General features: G+C 50.8%; 16 protein-coding genes. 14 read left to right on the plus strand and 2 right to left on the minus strand.

All coding sequences use genetic code 11. The features are described 5' to 3' along the window. The first annotated feature begins 120 nt into the window (after nucleotides 1-120). The 6 genes from JW883_02980 (at nucleotide 121) to JW883_03005 (ending at nucleotide 8,086) form a co-directional block, all read left to right on the plus strand. Nucleotides 121-2,025 (plus strand): sodium:solute symporter family protein, encoded by a 1,905-nt coding sequence (locus JW883_02980; protein MBN1841230.1) that lies wholly within the window; start codon nucleotides 121-123, stop codon nucleotides 2,023-2,025. A gap of 4 nt (nucleotides 2,026-2,029) precedes the next feature. Continuing rightward, nucleotides 2,030-2,548 carry a tetratricopeptide repeat protein gene (locus JW883_02985; GenBank protein ID MBN1841231.1) on the plus strand — a complete coding sequence of 173 codons (519 nt, stop codon included), beginning with the start codon at nucleotides 2,030-2,032 and terminating at the stop codon, nucleotides 2,546-2,548. Nucleotides 2,549-2,922: 374 nt separating this feature from the next. Then, nucleotides 2,923-4,857 (plus strand): cyclic nucleotide-binding/CBS domain-containing protein, encoded by a 1,935-nt coding sequence (locus JW883_02990; protein MBN1841232.1) that lies wholly within the window; start codon nucleotides 2,923-2,925, stop codon nucleotides 4,855-4,857. An 8-nt stretch (nucleotides 4,858-4,865) separates the two neighbouring features. Next, nucleotides 4,866-5,594, plus strand: coding sequence for a 3'-5' exonuclease (locus tag JW883_02995; protein ID MBN1841233.1), 729 nt, complete (start codon nucleotides 4,866-4,868; stop codon nucleotides 5,592-5,594). A 438-nt stretch (nucleotides 5,595-6,032) separates the two neighbouring features. Continuing rightward, complete coding sequence (locus JW883_03000; protein MBN1841234.1) at nucleotides 6,033-6,734, plus strand: HAMP domain-containing histidine kinase; 702 nt, start codon at nucleotides 6,033-6,035, stop codon at nucleotides 6,732-6,734. Further along, complete coding sequence (locus JW883_03005; GenBank protein MBN1841235.1) at nucleotides 6,731-8,086, plus strand: sigma-54-dependent Fis family transcriptional regulator; 1,356 nt, start codon at nucleotides 6,731-6,733, stop codon at nucleotides 8,084-8,086. The genes JW883_03000 and JW883_03005 overlap by 4 nt, the downstream gene beginning before the upstream one ends. Before the next feature lie 35 nt (nucleotides 8,087-8,121). On the opposite strand, the gene JW883_03010 is transcribed toward JW883_03005, so the two are convergent. Next, nucleotides 8,122-8,379: a hypothetical protein gene (locus JW883_03010; GenBank protein MBN1841236.1), complete on the minus strand. Its 258-nt coding sequence runs from the start codon at nucleotides 8,377-8,379 to the stop codon at nucleotides 8,122-8,124. Continuing rightward, nucleotides 8,380-9,741 (minus strand): TrpB-like pyridoxal phosphate-dependent enzyme, encoded by a 1,362-nt coding sequence (locus tag JW883_03015; protein MBN1841237.1) that lies wholly within the window; start codon nucleotides 9,739-9,741, stop codon nucleotides 8,380-8,382. 564 nt (nucleotides 9,742-10,305) lie between these two features. Between JW883_03015 and JW883_03020 the strand changes: the two genes are divergently transcribed. From JW883_03020 to JW883_03055, 8 genes are all read left to right on the plus strand, one after another. Further along, a complete protein-coding gene (locus tag JW883_03020) occupies nucleotides 10,306-12,372 on the plus strand; it encodes an ABC transporter substrate-binding protein (GenBank protein ID MBN1841238.1) in 2,067 nt (688 codons plus the stop codon). After that, nucleotides 12,369-13,673 (plus strand): 3-deoxy-D-manno-octulosonic acid transferase, encoded by a 1,305-nt coding sequence (locus tag JW883_03025; GenBank protein MBN1841239.1) that lies wholly within the window; start codon nucleotides 12,369-12,371, stop codon nucleotides 13,671-13,673. Before JW883_03020 ends, JW883_03025 begins: the two co-directional genes overlap by 4 nt. A 35-nt stretch (nucleotides 13,674-13,708) precedes the next feature. Then, on the plus strand, nucleotides 13,709-16,039 hold the full coding sequence (locus JW883_03030) for a RecQ family ATP-dependent DNA helicase (GenBank protein ID MBN1841240.1): 2,331 nt from the start codon (nucleotides 13,709-13,711) through the stop codon (nucleotides 16,037-16,039). 125 nt (nucleotides 16,040-16,164) lie between these two features. Continuing rightward, nucleotides 16,165-16,329: a type II toxin-antitoxin system Phd/YefM family antitoxin gene (locus tag JW883_03035; GenBank protein MBN1841241.1), complete on the plus strand. Its 165-nt coding sequence runs from the start codon at nucleotides 16,165-16,167 to the stop codon at nucleotides 16,327-16,329. Nucleotides 16,330-16,831: 502 nt separating this feature from the next. After that, nucleotides 16,832-16,972 carry a hypothetical protein gene (locus JW883_03040; GenBank protein MBN1841242.1) on the plus strand — a complete coding sequence of 47 codons (141 nt, stop codon included), beginning with the start codon at nucleotides 16,832-16,834 and terminating at the stop codon, nucleotides 16,970-16,972. Between the two features lie 75 nt (nucleotides 16,973-17,047). After that, a complete protein-coding gene (locus JW883_03045) occupies nucleotides 17,048-17,275 on the plus strand; it encodes a DUF4258 domain-containing protein (protein MBN1841243.1) in 228 nt (75 codons plus the stop codon). Further along, nucleotides 17,272-17,511, plus strand: a complete 240-nt coding sequence (locus tag JW883_03050; GenBank protein ID MBN1841244.1) for a DUF2283 domain-containing protein — start codon at nucleotides 17,272-17,274, stop codon at nucleotides 17,509-17,511. Before JW883_03045 ends, JW883_03050 begins: the two co-directional genes overlap by 4 nt. A gap of 327 nt (nucleotides 17,512-17,838) precedes the next feature. Next, complete coding sequence (locus tag JW883_03055; GenBank protein MBN1841245.1) at nucleotides 17,839-18,180, plus strand: hypothetical protein; 342 nt, start codon at nucleotides 17,839-17,841, stop codon at nucleotides 18,178-18,180. Nucleotides 18,181-18,468: the final 288 nt, after the last annotated feature.

Consider the following 18,468-nt stretch of genomic DNA (forward strand, 5'->3'; position numbering starts at 1 on the left):
AAGACCAGGAGCGGCAAGATCATGCGCCGGGTCCTTAAGGCCAGGGAATTAGGATTAAAAGAAGGCGATCTGTCAACTCTTGATGATTAACCCGTAACACGTTAAGAAGGAGGAAAAACTATGAATGCAAGCGTCTATTGGCTGTTCGCATTTGTTTTGGCCTACTGGGCATACTGTATCACATGGGGGGTCAAAGGGGCATTACGGGCCAAGACTGCATCGGATTATTTCATTGCCGGACGGCAAATCAGTATCTGGGTCTTTGTCCTGGCAGCCACGGCCACATCCTTTAGCGGATGGACCTTCGTGGGACACCCGGCCCTGGTCTGGCGAGACGGTTTCCCTTACGCGTACGCCTCATTTTATGCCATCACCATTCCCTTTACAGGTGTCCTGTTTCTAAAGCGCCAGTGGCTCCTTGGGAAGAAATATGGCTTCGTCACGCCTGGAGAGATGTTCTCCACGTATTTCAAGAGCGATACCATGCGCATCCTCACCGTGATTGTGGCGCTTTTTTTCAGCGTCCCTTACCTGGGCGTGCAACTGAGGGCTTCGGGGTATCTTTTTAACGTCCTGACCGATGGCATGTTCTCGGTCAACCTGGGCATGATTCTTTTGGCCTCTGTGGTCACAATCTACGTGGCCCTTGGGGGGCTGCGATCGGTGGCCTACGTGGATACGGCCCAGTGCATCCTGCTGGCCTTCGGGATCATTTCCCTGGGCGTCATCACCCTGGTTTTTTGCGGCGGCTGGGACGGCCTTAGTGCGGGAATAGCAAAGATCGTGCTCGCTGACAAGAAAGTCACCCCTGACGGCTATAGCCATTATATTGCTATCCCGGGGGTAATTCAGTGGGTGCCGGCCGCGGCTAAATCGGTAGGCGGCGTCTGGACAGGAACCATGGTCCTGACCTATATGTTTGCCCTTATGGGGATCCAATCGGCCCCCGCATTTTCCATGTGGGCATTCTCCAACAAAAACCCAAAACCGTTTCCGCTTCAGCAAGTGGTCGCATCTTCCATCGGCATCGGCGCCATCCTCATGACCTTTACGGCCATCCAGGGGATGGGTGCACATGCCCTGATGGACGCCGATATCATCCCGTCATTAGCCGGCGGAAAGCAGGGGAGCTTGGTGCCTTGGCTGATCCACCTTATGGGCAACCACGTCCCATGGCTCACCGGGCTCCTGGCCGTGTGCGCCCTTGCTGCCATGCAGTCCACAGGGGCTGCCTACATGTCCACGGCAGCCGGGATGTTGACCCGCGACGTATACAAGAACTTCCTGAACAAAGACGCTACCCACAAACAGCAGAAGTTCTTCGGGCGTCTGCTGGTCCTGGCTGTGGTGGGAGCAGCGCTGATCGTGGCTGTCACCTCAACGGATGCCCTGGTCCTTTTAGGAGGACTGGCTGTTTCTTATGGATTTCAGATGTGGCCGGCCCTGATTGCTATCTTGTATGTGCCGTGGTTTACAAGAGCGGGGATCGTGACCGGGCTCATTGCGGGCCTGGTTGCAGTGACAGTGACCTATCAGTTTAAGTTCGGGCTACCCTGGGGCGCATACCCCTTGACCATCCATAGCGCTGGCTGGGGGATCATTTTCAATCTTGCCCTTGCCGTGCTGGTGAGTGCGTTTACGCAGCCGGACAGGAAAGAATTTGCCCGGCGGTTCGAATTTCACAAATTCCTGAGAGAACATGCCGGCGTTCCTCGGGCAAAAAAGCACCTGAAGCCATTTGGCTGGATCATCACCATTGTATGGTTCATGTTTGCCATCGGCCCCTTTGCCGTCATCGGAAACACCATCTTTGGCAGCCCCACAGCGCCTGAAACGTGGTTTTTGGGGATGCCGTCGATATGGATCTGGCAGCTCATCTGGTGGGCCCTGGGCTGCTACATGATGTACTTCCTGGCCTTCAAACTTGAGATGTCCACGCACATCACGGGCGAAATTGAGGTGCTGGCTGAGGATATCGGGGACGTAAGGGTGCCCGAAGGAAAGGTAGTCGCGCAAACAGCATAAGCCAATGATAACGACTTTCAGGTTCATCGCCCTGGCAGTGGTTCTCGGCCTCTGCCTGGGGTGCAACAAGCAAGATGACAGCCCGATAGACCGGGAAGAAAAGGTCTATCGGGCCATCCTGCTTGACGGCAATCGGTTCATAAAAAAAGAAAAGTACCAAGAGGCGGCCGCTCTTTTTTCAGAGGCGATCTCCAAAAAACCTGACAAATTCGAGGGTTATTTGAACCGGGGCATTGCCTATCTCCACCTTAAGCGCTACGATCAAGCCATTGTTGATTTCACAGAGGCGATCCGGAAAGACCAAACCATGGCTATTGCTTACGCAAATCGCGGCATTGCTTACGATCATCTAAAAAAACAACGACAAGCCCTTTCCGACTACCAAAAGGCCATAGCCCTTGATCCTGAGGTTGGGAAAGGGCCTGGTTTCATGGAAAGGTTTCTCCACAATAAACCCAAGATGCCCGATGTAAGAGACAGGGCCGAATTCTTGGAGAACACCCTGGAACCAAACGCAAAGTAGAAATTGAAAAACCGGTTATTGCAGTCCCCCCCGTTATCTGCCGGCCTCTTGAAGGCCGATGCCCACCTCTCGGAACATTACGTCACCAACAACAGATCTCCCATTTCATGGTTTTCTTAGGGTTCGCGAAGAAACAAGTTTGCATTTTCAGGAGTCGAGGCGCACGCATGGCAAGACGCGAGAAGGGCGAATAGCAAGCTATTCAACCGACGAGCAACGCAGCCAGGCGGGATGGATCGGCGCATCAAAATGTGAAGTTGTTTTTGAGCGAGCCCTTAGCCTTGAAAAAAGGCGCCCTTTCATGATAGTCTCCAAATCGTTGTTAAGAACGAATCTTACCGGCAGAATGCGAACTCTCCCGGTAGAGGCCAACAATGGTTGAAATCCCTTACAACAAGATTATCGACTTCTTCCGTGGGATAGTGCCTTTTAACGAGCTTCCCCAAGATGTCCTAAAGGAACTCCCCCGCAAGATATTAATCGACTATTTCCCAAAAGAAACCCTGATCCTTGAACAGGACGGACCCCCCAGCGACTATCTCTATATCATACAGACCGGCGCCGTGGAAAAAACCGCCCGAAAAGACGGCGTGGATATCCTCTTGGACTACCGAGCCGAGGGAGAATTCTTCGGAAGCGCCTCCTTGATTAACGAAACCGGTCCTGCCTTTAATGTCCGGACCTATGAAGACACGATCTGCTATCTACTCCCAAAGGATGTCTTTGACGAGTTGATGCAAAACCATGTGGGGTTTCACGAGAACTTTGCCATCCGCGTATCCAAACTTGCATACCGGCTGAAAAAGGCCCAGACTGGTATTTTTGCCCCCCGCGGACAACCAGACACCGTGATCTTCAAATACGATGGCTACCTGTTTACGGTTACCGCCGGGGACCTGGTCAAGCGAAAACCGGTGACCTGTTCTCCCTATCATGAAGTCGCCTTTGCGGCTAAATTAATGGCCGAAAACGGGGTTGGCTCTGTGGCTGTGGTTGATGCTCGAAATCGCCCCCTCGGAATTGTGACCAAAAGCGATATGACCAATCGTATCCTTGCAGCAGGAAAGGGAAGTTCTGAACCAGTCAGGACGGTTATGAGTGCGCCGGTCCTCTCCGTGCTTCCCGGGGACCCGTGCTTTAGCGCTCTTCTCAAGATGGCCCGTTTCAACTGTCATCACATATGTGTTGTCCAGGGAGAGATGCTCCAAGGTGTCATCTCGCAACACGACCTTATCGTGCTTCAAGGATCCAATCCCCTGGCTGTAATCAATGACATTGAAAAGCAGACGACTATTCAAGGGATAGCGGGGTTGGTCGATGCAATGGACCGTATGGTAAGAAGCCTTCTCAACTCCGGTGTATCAGCCAAAGACGTGACAACCTTTATTTCCGAGTGCAACGACCGCCTCACACGAAAAATCATCGGTTTGACAGAGGCATCCCTTCGTGAAGAAGGTTGGGGGCCTCCTCCTGTTTCTTATTGCTGGCTCGCCTTGGGCAGTGAAGGCCGCAAGGAACAGACATTGCGAACAGATCAGGACAATGCCGTCATCTATTCGGATCCCGAGCCCGCATCAAATCAAGCCGTGCAGGAATACTTCCTCCGTTTGGCCCAAGGGGTCGTTTCCGGCCTGGAAAGCTGTGGCTTTCCCAGGTGCAAAGGCGGCGTTATGGCCAGCAACCCACAATGGTGCCAACCGGAAACGGTTTGGAAAAACTACTTTTCAAGCTGGATTAACCAGGCATCTCCTGAAGACCTGAGAAACTGCACCATTTTTTTTGATTTCCGTCACCTGGCAGGTGCCGCAGTACTGGCCCAAAGGCTCCGGACTTTCTTGAATCGCAACGTTGAAAATAGTCGAGCCTTCCTAAGGCACCTCACCACCAACGCCTTGTACAATGGTCCGCCTCTCGGCTTCCTCAGAGCCCTTGTCGTCGAGAAAACCGGTGCCCACAAGGATGAGCTTAATCTGAAGATGAGCGGCCTTGTTCCTCTGGTGGATGCTATTCGCGTGCTCAGCTTGAGTGGACAGATCAATGCCACCAACACCCTGAACAGATTGGAGCTTGCCCGTCGCAAGAATCTTCTCCCCGATGATATGGCCGAAGATATCAAGGAAGCCTTTAATTTCATTGTACTGCTGAGGATGAATCACCACATGACCCAAAAGGACCATGAAATAGAACCGAGCGACTATATCAATCCGAGAACCCTCTCGAAACTCCAGGGAAAATCCCTCATCGAGGCATTCCATGTAATTCGAGATCTGCAAGGCGAACTGAAGGCCCACTTCCCGCAAAGCATGTAGCAAAAATCATGTTTGGCTTTTTCAAGACCGGTAACCTGCAAAAGCTCTACGCTCGGCATACTGGCCGAAAGGACATGCCCCCTGCTCTGGGCAGACAACTGGAAGTCAGGGGGGCATACCAGCCCGAGGCGCTCATCGCAAAGACGTCATTTGTCATCTTTGATACGGAGACAACCGGCCTTCATCTCGAAAAGGGTGACCGACTTCTTTCCATCGGGGCCGTCAAGATAGCAAAAGCGAGGGTCCATTTAGGAAATGCCTTCTACGAACTCATAGACCCAGAACGGCCCATTCCGCCCTCTTCCATCTTTGTCCACAACATTACGCCCGGTGTTGCAACGGCTCGGCCGCACGTCTCGGAGATCCTCTTGAAGTTTCTGAAGTTTGTGGATACGGCCGTGCTGGTTGCCCACCATGCGGGTTTTGACATGAAATTCCTCAACCATGCTATGGTGGGGTGCTTCGGATTCCCTATCCAAAACCGTATCCTTGATACTGCCCTGGCCGCTGCCTGGATTAGGGGCATGGAGGAAACAGAACTCATTCTTTCCAAAGACGCCCATGATACGCGCTTTGACGCCGTTGCCGCGCACTTTGGCATCACTGCTCAGGATCGTCACAGCGCCTTTGGCGACGCCCTGTCAACAGCCTTGCTTTTTCAACGTTTTATCAATATATTGAATAACAATGGCATCATGTCCTTGAGGCAACTCGTCAGGATCGCCGGCGTGTCCTGAGCAGTAAATGTCCACGCCCAGAGGACGTGGCTTTGATCTGCCCCTTTGAAGGGGGCCGGGCGTTTCGCCATCTTACGAATGTCTGAGAAAAAAATGCCTTGAATGCCTAATCCGCCGGCGGAGTAAAAAATTGATGCACTCGCAAAAAGTCGTCACCCCGGCGAAAGCCGGGGTCCAGGTCAGTGATAAGTTTCTGAAAACACTGGATTCCGGCTCTCGCCGGAATGACAAAAAAGGACGTTTTTTGACTTTTTACGAAACCATCAAAATTGCGGTTGCACGTTCTGTTCTTAACTTTTGGCACTTTTGGCATTTTTGGCACTTTTGGCATTTCAAACATTTAGGCACTTTTGGCATTTCGATGGAACCAAGTATGGCAGAACCCTGTGACTTGGCCCAAGGGACCAGGTTTCCTGAACTGAAATGAAACTGTCTGAAATGGATCAGAAACTTCTTTCTGCCGAACGCCTGAAGGCCACAGGCAGGCTGGCCAGCGAGATCGCACATGAACTGAATACCCCCCTTGGTGGTATCCTCATGTACAGTCATCTACTGATGGAAGATCTGCCTGATAATGATCCGCACATGGAAAACGTCATCAAAATAAACAAACTGGCACATCGATGTAAGATGATTGTCCAGGGGCTGCTCGATTTTGCGCACCAGGAAAGCCCTCATCCAAAGATGGTTCAGGTCAACAGAATTCTGCGTAATGTGATAGGGTTCCTGGAAGATCATGTGCTCTTAAGAGGTATTTCTATTGAGATGCGCCTTGATCCAGCCCTTCCCAAGGTGGCAGGCGATGAAAACAAGCTCGAACAAGTCTTTATTAACCTCATTATCAACGCAGCACAATCCATGGACGGGACCGGAGTCCTGACCCTCCGCACGGGGTTTGGCTTTGATTCAAATCAAGTCCGAATCGAATGTTCGGACACAGGCAGTGGCATAGACGACAAACACATTGACAGGGTTTTTGAACCTTTTTTCACGACTAAGGAAAAGGGCAAGGGCACGGGTTTGGGCCTTTCTATCTGCCATGGTATCGTGGAACAACATGGTGGGACCATGACGGTGGATAGTGCCAAGGGACAGGGTTCTGTATTCACCATCTTCTTGCCATCGGAAGTAAGTCTATGAAGGCCAGTTACAAAATCTTGGTGGTTGACGATGACGCATTCATGCGGGATGCCTGTCATCAGACCCTCACCAAACAGGGTCACAGTACTACGCTGGCGAAAAGCGGCCAAGAAGGCCTGGGGTTGCTCGAAAAATCGTCATTTGATCTTATCTTGCTTGATCTGAACATGCCCAACGAAGACGGGCTATTCATTCTGGCCAAGATCAAGGACATCGACCCTGAAGCCATTGTTGTCATGATCTCAGGCTACGGCTCTATTGAGACGGCAGTCCAGGCCATCAAGCTTGGGGCGTTCGACTTCATTACCAAGCCCTTTACTCCTGAAGAACTGCTCAATACGGTCAAGCGGGCGCTCAGGAAGCGCCAGCTGACCATTGAAGATATTGATACAAAAAAACATATCGATAAGGAACGCAAGCACACTGAAATCATGAGTCAAAGCCCAGCCATGGCCAAGGTCAAGGAGATGATTACCATGGTGGCCCCAACAGACAGCACAGTGTTGCTTCAAGGGGAAAGCGGCACGGGCAAAGGCCTTGTGGCACGCAAGCTCCACGAGTTGAGCAGGCGACGCGGATCTCCTTTTGTGTCGGTCGATTGTGGCTCATTAGTAAAAACCCTGTTTGAAAGCGAACTCTTTGGCCATGTCAAAGGAGCCTTTACAGGCGCAGATACAACCCAACTGGGAAAATTCGAGATGGCCCACGGGGGAACCCTGTTCTTTGATGAGATATCCAACATAAATCTGGAAATCCAGGCCAAGCTTCTTAAAGCGGTGGAAGAAAAGCGTATCTCGAAGGTAGGAAATCACAAGGTAGTCAAAGTTGATGTTCGGATTATATCAGCCACAAACCGAAATCTTCAAGAGACCATAACCAAAGGGAACTTCAGGGAAGACCTCTTTTTTCGGTTGAATGTGGTCTCCATCAATCTGCCACCCCTTAGAGATCGCAAAGAGGATATCCCGCTGCTCGTGGATCACTTTCTGAAGGTCTTCAACCAGAAACAGTCAAAGACAGTTGAGGGCTTTTCCCGCAATGCGATGAAAGCGCTCACAGAATACGATTGGCCAGGAAATGTACGTGAACTGGAAAACACGGTTGAGCGGCTGATTGTATTTGCGCAGGACAAGACCATCACCTCGCACGATCTTGTGTATTCCAATACTGTTCTCTCACAGATGGTGGCGACACAACCGATCCGTCTTGAGGAAATGGAACGGGAGCATATCATAAAGGTGCTTGACACCGTGAGGGGGAACAAGACCCAAGCTGCTCAGTTGCTCGGCATTGACCGCAAGACACTCAGAATCAAACTGAAAAAATACGAAATCTCATCGCCTGCGGAATAGAAAAACGGTGGCGTGTATCACACATTCATGCGGACTCAAGCAGGCTTCACGCGTTTTTTTGCTTCTTCTATGAGCTCAATCAAGGTGGTCACTTTGTCTTTAGGCTTTTGGTTGAAACAGCGATCCCACTGGGCCGCAGTGAGTACACGCTTAAGATAGGACTCCACAGGAATGTGCGGTTGCCAGCAGGCAATGATGCGTGGGCACGGGGAGTCTCCTTCCTCACTCTGACAGTAAGAGAAGGTAACCTCCCCTCCCAGCTTCGGGCATCTTATTTCCAAATCGTCATACATCTATGGCTTTGGGAAACCCTCTATGGATTTTAGCGCTCTCGAGATTTCTTCTTCGGGCATCTCATACTGAGTAAGCTTGCCTGATAGATAGGCATCATAGGCGGCAAGATCGACCAACCCATGGCCACTCCAGTTGAAAAGGATCACCTTCTCTTTTCCCTCCTCCTTGGCGCGCTCGGCCTCTTGAACAACCGCTGCAATGGCGTGATTGGTTTCAGGCGCTGATATGAAGCCCTCGGTATGGGCCCACTTTATACCGGCCTCAAAGGTCTGAATCTGATTGTACGCTCTGGCTTCAATGATCTGTTCCTTGACCAGGTGACTGACAATAGGCGCCATGCCATGGTACCTCAGACCGCCCGCATGGATGGGCGCGGGCACAAAATCGTGGCCGAGGGTATGCATGGCCAGCAGCGGTGTGGTTTGGGCCGTATCTCCAAAATCGTATGCAAAGGGGCCACGGGTCATGGTCGGGCAAGAGGTGGGCTCGGCAGCGACAATGGAAATTTCCTTACCATGGATCTTGTCCCGGACAAAGGGCAGACAAAGCCCGGCGAAGTTGCTCCCCCCGCCCGTACAGCCCATCACCACATCAGGATACACGCCGATTTTTTCAAGCTGCTTTTGCGTCTCCAATCCATTGATTGTCTGATGCAAAAGGACATGATTCAAAACGCTTCCCAGGGAATAGCGGGCGTCTTTGTCGCTGACAGCGTCTTCAATGGCCTCACTGATGGCAATGCCTAAACTGCCTGGCGAATCAGGATGTTCAGCCAGAATCCTTCTCCCGGCCTCGGTCTTGTCGCTCGGGCTGGGAATACAGTTGGCCCCCCACACATTCATCATCAGCCCCCTAAAAGGCTTCTGCTCATAGCTTACCTTGACCATAAACACCCTGCACTCCAGGCCAAACATCTTACACGCCATGCTCAGGGCGCTGCCCCACTGGCCTGCGCCGGTCTCGGTGGAAAGCCGTTTAACGCCAAAAACCTTATTGTAATAGGCCTGGGCAACGGCCGTGTTAGGCTTGTGAGACCCCGGCGGACTCACACCTTCGTTCTTGTAGTAGATCTTCACAGGAGCGTCGAGCAGCTTTTCAAAGTTCCGCGCCCGGTACAGCGGTGTGGGACGCCACAGGAGGTATTTTTCCAGCACCTCTTCAGGAATATCTATCCAGCGCTCAGTGCTCACCTCCTGTTCAATAAGATTCATAGGGAAAACCGGTGCAAGATCATCAGGGCCGACCGGTTGTCCTGTGCCCGGATGGAGCGGTGGGCTCATGGGGGTGGGCACATCTGCCAAGACATTGTACCATTGCGTCGGGATCTCCCTCTCGTCCAAGAACACCTTTACCTGTTCCATAACATCTCCTCCTTCAAGCTATTTTAACAAGAAAACCACGGGAAGCCCCATCGCCTTTTCCTTACCTTCCCGACCTTGTCTTCCTCCATTTCACACCTCCGGGCATGTTTTTGTATACACCAGGGCCACGTCATTTAAACAACTAACCGCCTGAATTAACAAAAAGTATATGTTAAAGCAAAATGCTACAAATTCGAAGCACGAAATCCGAAACAAATACGAATGACCAAAACACAAAATTCAAAACATGGTGAAGCCTTACAGATACCGCATAAGCTCCTGGTCCGCCGGAGGTGGATTAGTCATTTGATATTCGAATTTAGATATTGTTTCGAGGTTGCGGCTGACGCCTTGAAAACAGCACGATATTCGGATTTCGGATTTTCAGACTCCCATAACCGTCCAATATTAGCAAGTTAGCACCGACTTTGACGTTACCGGTTTGTATACACCTATCCCATTTACAAAGCAACAGCATTCTGCTACAACTGTCGCACCTACGCGAAGACTTTTGGAGGTATGCTTCTATAGGTTCTATCATGATCGGTTAATGGCACACGTCCTATGCAACCCGGAAATGTTCTCTTAAAAACCTTAGTGGTGAGCTTTTTTTTCCTTTCGGCATGTGCTCCCTTTCGTGCCCCCAGAAAGGAAAGGGTCCCTCCATCGCCTGAGACCACGCGAGCCTTGGAGCGCTTCGAACAAGCCGAAGACTTCTCTCAAAGACAGGCCTACCCAGAGGCGCTCGCTATCTACCAGGACTATCTCAGGCGTTTTCCCAAGGGGCACCTCGTGGACATGGCCATCATGAAAACAGGTTTGCTTTACATGGCTGCGGGTAACTTCCCCCAGGCCCGAAAGGCTTTTCAGCGCCTCCTCTCTCGCTATCGGAAAAGCCCTTTTGTGGAAGACGCCAGATTCAACGTCATACTCACACATTACAAAGAAGGGGACTACAACTTGGCCGTTAAGCGCGCAAGATCTTTCCTGGATGTTGCAAAGACCCGTGACCAAGAATTTCGTATTCACAATCTCCTGGGATACTGTTACAGCGCCGGCAGACAGTTCAAGGAAGCAATCAGAAGCTATATGGATGCCTATGAACTCAGCTCGCAGGAAGAGCGTGCGGAAATCCTGAGCAAAGTGAAGGAAGTCATCACCTACATGAAGGAACCGGAATTGAATTTCCTCCTCGGCATTTATGGAGACAGGATACCCGGCGGCTATTTGCGCCTTCAACTGGCAAAGGAATATGCAGCAGAGGACCTCATTGAGCCTGCTATGACGGTCCTATCCGATTTTGTGAGCCTATTCCCGGATCATGACGGGCTTGAGACTGCAACGGCCCTCATCGAGGAATTAGACTCAAGATCCATAGTGGATCGCTTCTTGATCGGTTGCATCCTCCCCTTGACCGGACCCTACGGGACCTTTGGAAACCGCGCCCTGACGGGCATTGAGCTTGCCCTCGATGTCTTCAACGCACAACCCCATGTCCACCCGGTTCGATTGCTTGTCAGGGATTCAAAAGGAGATCCAAATGAAGCTGTGATGGCGCTTGAGACTCTGGTTCTTAAAGACGGTGTGGCAGGAATCATCGGGCCCATGATCACGTCAGAGTCAGCTGCCATAAGGGCCCAAGCCCTTAAAGTCCCCATTATGACCCTTACACAGAAATTCAACATCACCGAAATGGGGGATTACGTGTTTCGAAACTTCTTGACGTTGTCTCTACAGGTTGAGGCCATTGTGGACTATGCAGTAAAAGACCTGAAATTTGAGAAATTCGCTATCTTATACCCTGATGAACGGTACGGCATCTCCTTTATGAACCGATTCTGGGATGAACTAATATTAAATGGCGCTGAAGTAGTCGGGATTGAATCGTACGCACCCGATCAGACCGATTTTAGTGACGCCGTCAAAAGACTGGTAGGGCTCTATTACCCCCGACCGGAAGAACCTCCGGAAGAAGATATGGGCGACGAATTAGAACCATGGGACATGTTTTTACCGCCTCAACAAGAGGATGAAGCCGGCTGGCCTGACCTGGACCAACCTGATGACCCCTCTGATGACACAACCTATGATACAACCGACCAAGACGAAAAGCCGCAGGAGGAGGAAGAGGAAGAGCAAGAAGAACCTCAGCCAATCATCGATTTTCAGGCCATTTTCATCCCTGACAGTTTTGAAAAGATAGGCCTTATCACGCCCCAGCTTTTATTTCATGACGTGGCGGGCGTTCTTTTGCTGGGAACCAATCTGTGGCATTCGGACAAACTCATAAAAATGGCTCGGGGCTATGTCCAGGGAGCCATTCTGCCGGAAGGCTTTTTCGCAGACAGCCCGTCGCCCGAGGTCCAGGATTTTGTCAGAAACTATGACGAAGTTTTCGGGAGAGTTCCGGCCTACCTGGAAGCTCAAGCCTACGATGCAGCCTGGATTCTCTTTCAAGCAGTCAATCAACCCCAAGTTCGATCCAGGCGCACCCTGAAAATGGCCCTCATGGAGGTCAATGACTTCCAAGGCGTGACAGGTCTTACCTCTTTTGACGAGACCGGAGACGCGCAAAAAAACCTCTATCTTCTTACGGTGGAGGGCAGCCGCTTTGTCCAGATAAGGCCATGACCAACATCCTCTACGGAGCATACACCCTTCTGGGCAGCGGCCTGCTGGTGTCATGTCTCCCGCCCTTTTTCATCTATACACGCCTCAGCGGACGCCACGGCGACAATCTGAAAGAACGTTTAGGATATCTGCCCCGGGAGATTGCCCAAGACCTTCCGGGCTCGCCCAGAATCTGGCTTCATGCAGTCTCCCTGGGAGAGGTCAAGGTGGCAGCGCCAATTATTGAGGCCTTCAGGCGGATCATGCCGGCCTGTTCTGTCATTGTCTCAACCACCACGAAACACGGCCGTGAATTGGCAAGAAACACCTTCGGAAAGGACGTTCCCGTTGTATACGCGCCGGTTGATTTTGTTGGTTCGGTGCGCAAGGCGCTTTCCCGGGTACGTCCGGACGTTCTGGTTTTTCTGGAAACCGAAATCTGGCCCGCATGGCTTTCCGAGGCCCGACAGATGGGAATAAGAACCGCCTTGATCAATGGCCGAATCTCCACGAGATCCATTGGAATCTATCTCAAGTTTCGCCCCTTTTTCCGGGAAGTCTTGAAAAACATCGATGTCTTCAGCATGATTCTGGAAGAAGATGCCCTTCGTATCAGGTCCATAGGCGCTGATACGGACAGAGTTATGGTGAACGGCAATGCCAAATATGACTTTCTGGCCACCCTTACAAAACCTGCAAGCAAGGCAGCAATGCAACGGACCTTGAACCTTGAAGCCTTCCACCAGGTCCTTATTGCTGGGAGCACCCGTGAGGGCGAGGAGGAGATGATCCTGGATGCCTATGAAAGAATCCTTAGGAAATTCCCTGATACAGTCCTGGTCATCGCACCAAGGCACATTGAAAGGGTGCCTGTCATCGGATCAATCATTAAGCGACTGGGTTTTGGTTATCAGCTCCGAAGCGATCTTGAGAGCGTTACAGCAAAACGCACGGAGCCGATCGTTATATTTAATACTTTTGGGGAGCTCTTTAATCTCTATAGTGTCGGAACCATCGTATTCTGCGGGGCAAGCCTTGTGCCCCTGGGCGGACAAAATCCCCTGGAACCGGCCGCCTGGGGCAAAGTGGTCTTTTACGGCCCCTCCATGGAAGACTTCCAGGATGCAAAGGCGCTGTTGGAGGAGGCAGGAGCGGGTATAGAGGTCTCGAGCCCTGACATGTTGGCCGAAAAGGCTATCTGGTTTCTAACCCATCCGGATTCCTTAAAAACTTACGGAATGCGCGCCCGCCAAGCCGTCATGAGAAACCGTGACGCGGCAGAAAAACACGCTGAGGCAGTTCGCCGATTAGTCTCTTTATGATTCCCTCATCCAACCCTCAATCAGAAAATCACCCCATGGCCCGGGCCCTGTCGTTCATGGAGCGGGTTTTCGGGTTTCGGCAGTTTCGACCAGGACAAGACAAGATCCTGGAATCTGTCCTGTCCGGTGAGGACGCTCTCGTGATCATGCCCACTGGCGGCGGCAAGTCCCTGTGCTACCAACTGCCGGCCTTCCTCAGGCCAGGCATCACGCTTGTGATCTCACCCCTCATTGCCCTTATGAAGGATCAGGTGGACACCCTTGGCGTACTGGATCTGCCGGCAACTGCCATTCACAGTCTGATGGGGCTGAAAAAACAGGAAGAGGCCCTCAAGCAAATCGCCGCCGGCAGCATCAAGCTGGTCTATGCCTCTCCGGAAAGACTGAGAAATCGCCTGTTCATTGAGGCAGTGAAACAGAGCGCCGTCTCCATGGTCGCTGTGGATGAGGCACATTGCATCTCACAGTGGGGCCATGATTTCAGACCCGATTATTTGAGGATCAGCGAAGCCCTTGACCTTCTCGGGCGCCCCCAAACCATCGCCCTTACCGCCACTGCAACTGACAAGGTCCGCTCTGACATCGTGGAGCAGTTGAGGCTGAGGGCTCCCAGGCAATTTGTCACCGGCTTTGACCGCCGCAACCTTTTCTGGGAAGTCCTTCAGACCGGTAATGAGAAAGCAAAGCTCGCCGTTATCAGGCAACGCCTGGCAAACCTTTCCGGCGCTGCCATTGTCTATGCCGGCACAAGAAAAAAGGTGGAGGGCATCGTTACAAAGCTCCAACAGCAACGCATAAGCGCAGAAGGATACCATGCCGGACTGGACGAGGCTGAGAGGACCAGGGTACAGGAGAACTTCATGGATGGCCGTTCTAATGTGGTAGTGGCCACAAATGCTTTTGGGATGGGCATTGACCGCTCAGACATCCGCACGGTGATCCATCACTCGTTTCCGGGGACAATTGAAGCCTACTACCAGGAAGGCGGCCGGGCCGGTCGAGACGGAGAGCCGGCGACCTGTCTGCTTCTTTACAGCCCCGCAGACAGGAGGCTGCAGGAATTCTTCATCGAAGCGCGCTATCCATCCCGCGAGGTCGTATTTGCTGTGCATGAGTTGCTCAGAAACCGCTCCGAAAACGTCCTCTGGCTCACCTATCGCGAAATTGCCGAAATAAGCGAAAACAAAGTCTCGGAGATGGCCGTGGCCTCGTGCGTCAAGATCCTGGAAGATGCCGGCGCCCTTCAGAGGCTCAATCGCTATGATAAGCTGGCAGAGATCTATCTTCATGTGGGTCCTCAAGAGCTTCTGTCCGGACTTTCACCAAGGGCGAGAACCAAGAAAAGCCTGATCAATGCCCTGAGCAGGCTTTACAGTGAAAGGGAACTCATGGAAGGGGTCCGGTTTGTCCCCAATGATCTGGCCTCAAGGGCGGGCCTTTCTATTGACGCTTTCAGAAGAACTCTCTCGGATATGGCCGCCCGTGATGAAGCCATCTATATCCCGCCCTTTCGCGGCCGTGGGCTCCGCATTATCAAGCGTACGGAGCCCCCGCAACTGGACATCGATTTTCAGGCCCTTCAGGTCAAGAAGGCATACGAGCTGGAAAAGCTGGATCAGGTCATGGCATACGCTGGCAGCCAGGAGTGCCGCAGGGCATTTCTGCTTCGCTATTTCGGTGAAGCTCTCAAGAGGGGCAGATGCAACTCCTGCGATGTCTGCCGGAAGCCCGTTCACAAGCCCGGGGCGCAAACGCCTGTCTCCGATCCCGTAATAGCCGTCAAGGTCCTGAGCGGTATTGCCAGGCTGAAAGGACGTTTCGGCCAGGCCATGGCCAGCAAGGTGCTCACGGGCTCCCAAGATCGCATGGTTTTTCAGTTCGACTTGCAGCGTCTCTCCACCTATGGGCTCCTTTCAGAATACACGCAGACCCAAGTGCGAGAATGGATCAAGGAACTCATCTCCCTTGGATGCATCGCTTCCCGGAGGATCTCCATGGGAGCAAAAATATATCCGGTGCTGGATCTCACCGGCCGGGGTCACGATGTCATGAGAGGAAAGGAACAGATACTCCTCTCCCATCCGCCGGAGGCGGACGAAAGGCCTGTGTCTCCTGAAGGGTCCGTGGCGCCGAAATCACAAATGGAGATCTTCAACCGGCTCAGGGTGCTACGTTCCAGCCTGGCTCAAAAGGAAGGACTGCCAGCCTACTGCATCTTTCAGGATCGCACCCTGCGGGAAATGAGCAGGCTACTGCCAAAAACTCGGGATGATCTCCTGGGCATTGTCGGGGTCGGCGAGGTGACGTTAAGAAAATACGGCAGGCAGTTCCTCGAACTAATCGAGAAAATAGGAAATGAACTGTAAACCTGCGGCTCATCTCGCGCCCGTTATCCCATGAAATAGAAAACCTCCATTAATCCTTCAAAAGAGTGTCGACAATTATTCGTGTTTAGACAAGTCTGACTAGGTAAGAATAATAAGGAGAAATTATGAAAGCAATTTGGAAATTACAAGATGCCAAAGCACAATTCAGTAAGGTTGTAGAAGATGCGTTGAAGATAGGTCCTCAGTATGTAACACGTCGAGGAGCAAAGGCGGTTGTTGTCCTTTCAGCTAAGAATTATGAGGCTTTAGTTTCTATACACGGCGTCTAAAATAATGCCGTATGTTGTCGCAGACTCCTCTCAGAAAGGCTTGTTTATAAGGGTTGAACCGTTCTCTAGGGTTCAAATGATGCGGCATTATTTATGTCGTTATGTATAATAAACCAAGTTTCAAAGAGTTTTTATTAAACTGTCCCAAAATGTACGAAAATTTTGAAATCGAAAGACAACAAGATTACCCAAGGAGTATCGAACTGTGAATTATTTACTGGATACTTGTGTAATATCAGAGATTGTGAAACCTGCTCCCAGTTCAAGGGTAATTATGTGGATAAATAATATCTTATCAGAACGATTATTTTTATGTTCCCTTACCATCCGTGAAATCCGAAAAGGATTGACCAAGTTTCCTGAATCGAGGAAGAAAGAAAGATCGACAGATTAGCTCAATACCCTATTAGAAAATTACCAAGATCGTATTCATTCCATTGATATTACTGTTGCCGAGAATTGGGGCGTAATGCAAGGAAAGCCTGAAAAAGAAGGGATGTCCATGTCTTCAATAGACAGCCTTAGCCTTATTGCTGCTACAGCCTATACTCATAATCTCATCTTAGTGACAAGGAATGGAGACGACTTTCAAGCAAGTAAATTGTCCATTATCAATCCCTGGAATGATGAGGAAAATGACTGAGTTTGCGCTAACAATGGGCGCGAGCTGCTCTCGCGCGCCCGTTCGGCGAAAAAACATTATAAAGGAAAATCTCAAGTGGTAGTAACATTTTCGCGGCATGCAAAACGAAGAGCAAAGCTCTATAAAATACAGGAATCAACGGTTGAGAAAATACTGGCAGATTCGGATTTAAGCGATGGGGATCATGAGGTGATCAGAAATGTGCCCGGTTTTGAATATCCGATAAAAATTGTTGTGTCAGTTGAAAGCAATGCGATGACTGTAATCACAAGCTATCCGTTGAAGAAAGGAAGAAGTCAATGAAAGTACATTATGATGAAGAAGTAGATGCTTTGTACATAAAAATAGGTGATCAGGAACCAGATGGAGTCATTGAGATAACAGAAGGAGTAAATATTGATACTACTACTGATGGAAAACTTATCGGTATAGAAATCCTCAAAGCATCTGAGAAAATTAATATTGATACAATCTTGTCCTATACTCTTGAGTTAGACCAAAGCATATTAAGGCGAAATATAGCCGAACAAGGCGCTTGAGATGGACTGGGCAAAGCCGTGCCGTTTTTGATAGGCAGCATTTGACCGATAGTTTTTACCTTTATCATAGTTTTTCGGTTATCGTTGCCCAGCCCCTCAGCTTTACGTTAAGCGGCGATCCGCGCCGCTTAACGGGCGCGAGCTGCTCCGCCATCGAGTGTCAGTGGGCGCTGCGCGCCGCCTAACCCTCAATGGAGCTGACAGAACCTTCGTCTAACACACACTCTGCGCTTCGCTCCGGTGCGATTAGACGACGAACCTGCAGCTCATCTCGCGCCCGTTATATTTCATGGTTTTTCAAAAAACATTTTAACCGGAGGAAAGGGTATGAACAAAATTATCTCACCAGCTTTAATTTTGTTTTTTCTGGTTAATCCTTTTGTAGTATATGCAGGGAGTGAGTGGTATGAGAATGGCACTCTTCATAGTGCTTCAGTTGCGGAGTGGAATGCAGCCACATATTCGAATAGGTTAGCTACCGCAGCGGATATGGCACTTAGTAGACCTCAGATAAAGGCGAAGGTTAAGAACAGCGGTTCTATTGATACGCTACGACCATTTGCAATTGAATTGCTCTCTTGTGTAAATGAAGCAGCAGCAGGTCCAGGCTACGGCAGCATGAGGATGGCTGAGCTGGCAGCTAGTTGTATGATTTTAATGGGATGGTAAAAATATAACCTGTCAGTCCACCTGACCGCAATAGCTGTGTCGTTCCGAGTTTTGTTAGTATTTAGCCAGCTTGATGGAACCCTTTGCGGCAGGTGACTTTTGCGTTAAGAGGCTTTATCAAAGCGACAAAAAAGTTTTCGGAATGATGGTCAGAATTTGGGGGGTATACCGGCTAGCTTGCAGATTTCGTTGGCGGTAATGCGATCAAGCTGTTTGTGGCGTTTGACGGGAATTACTTTGGTACCATTTGTGTAGATGGAGTGGTTGGCGCCTTCTCTCAGCAGATAG

It is taken from the genome of Deltaproteobacteria bacterium, from assembly GCA_016930875.1.
GTDB lineage: Bacteria > Desulfobacterota > Desulfobacteria > Desulfobacterales.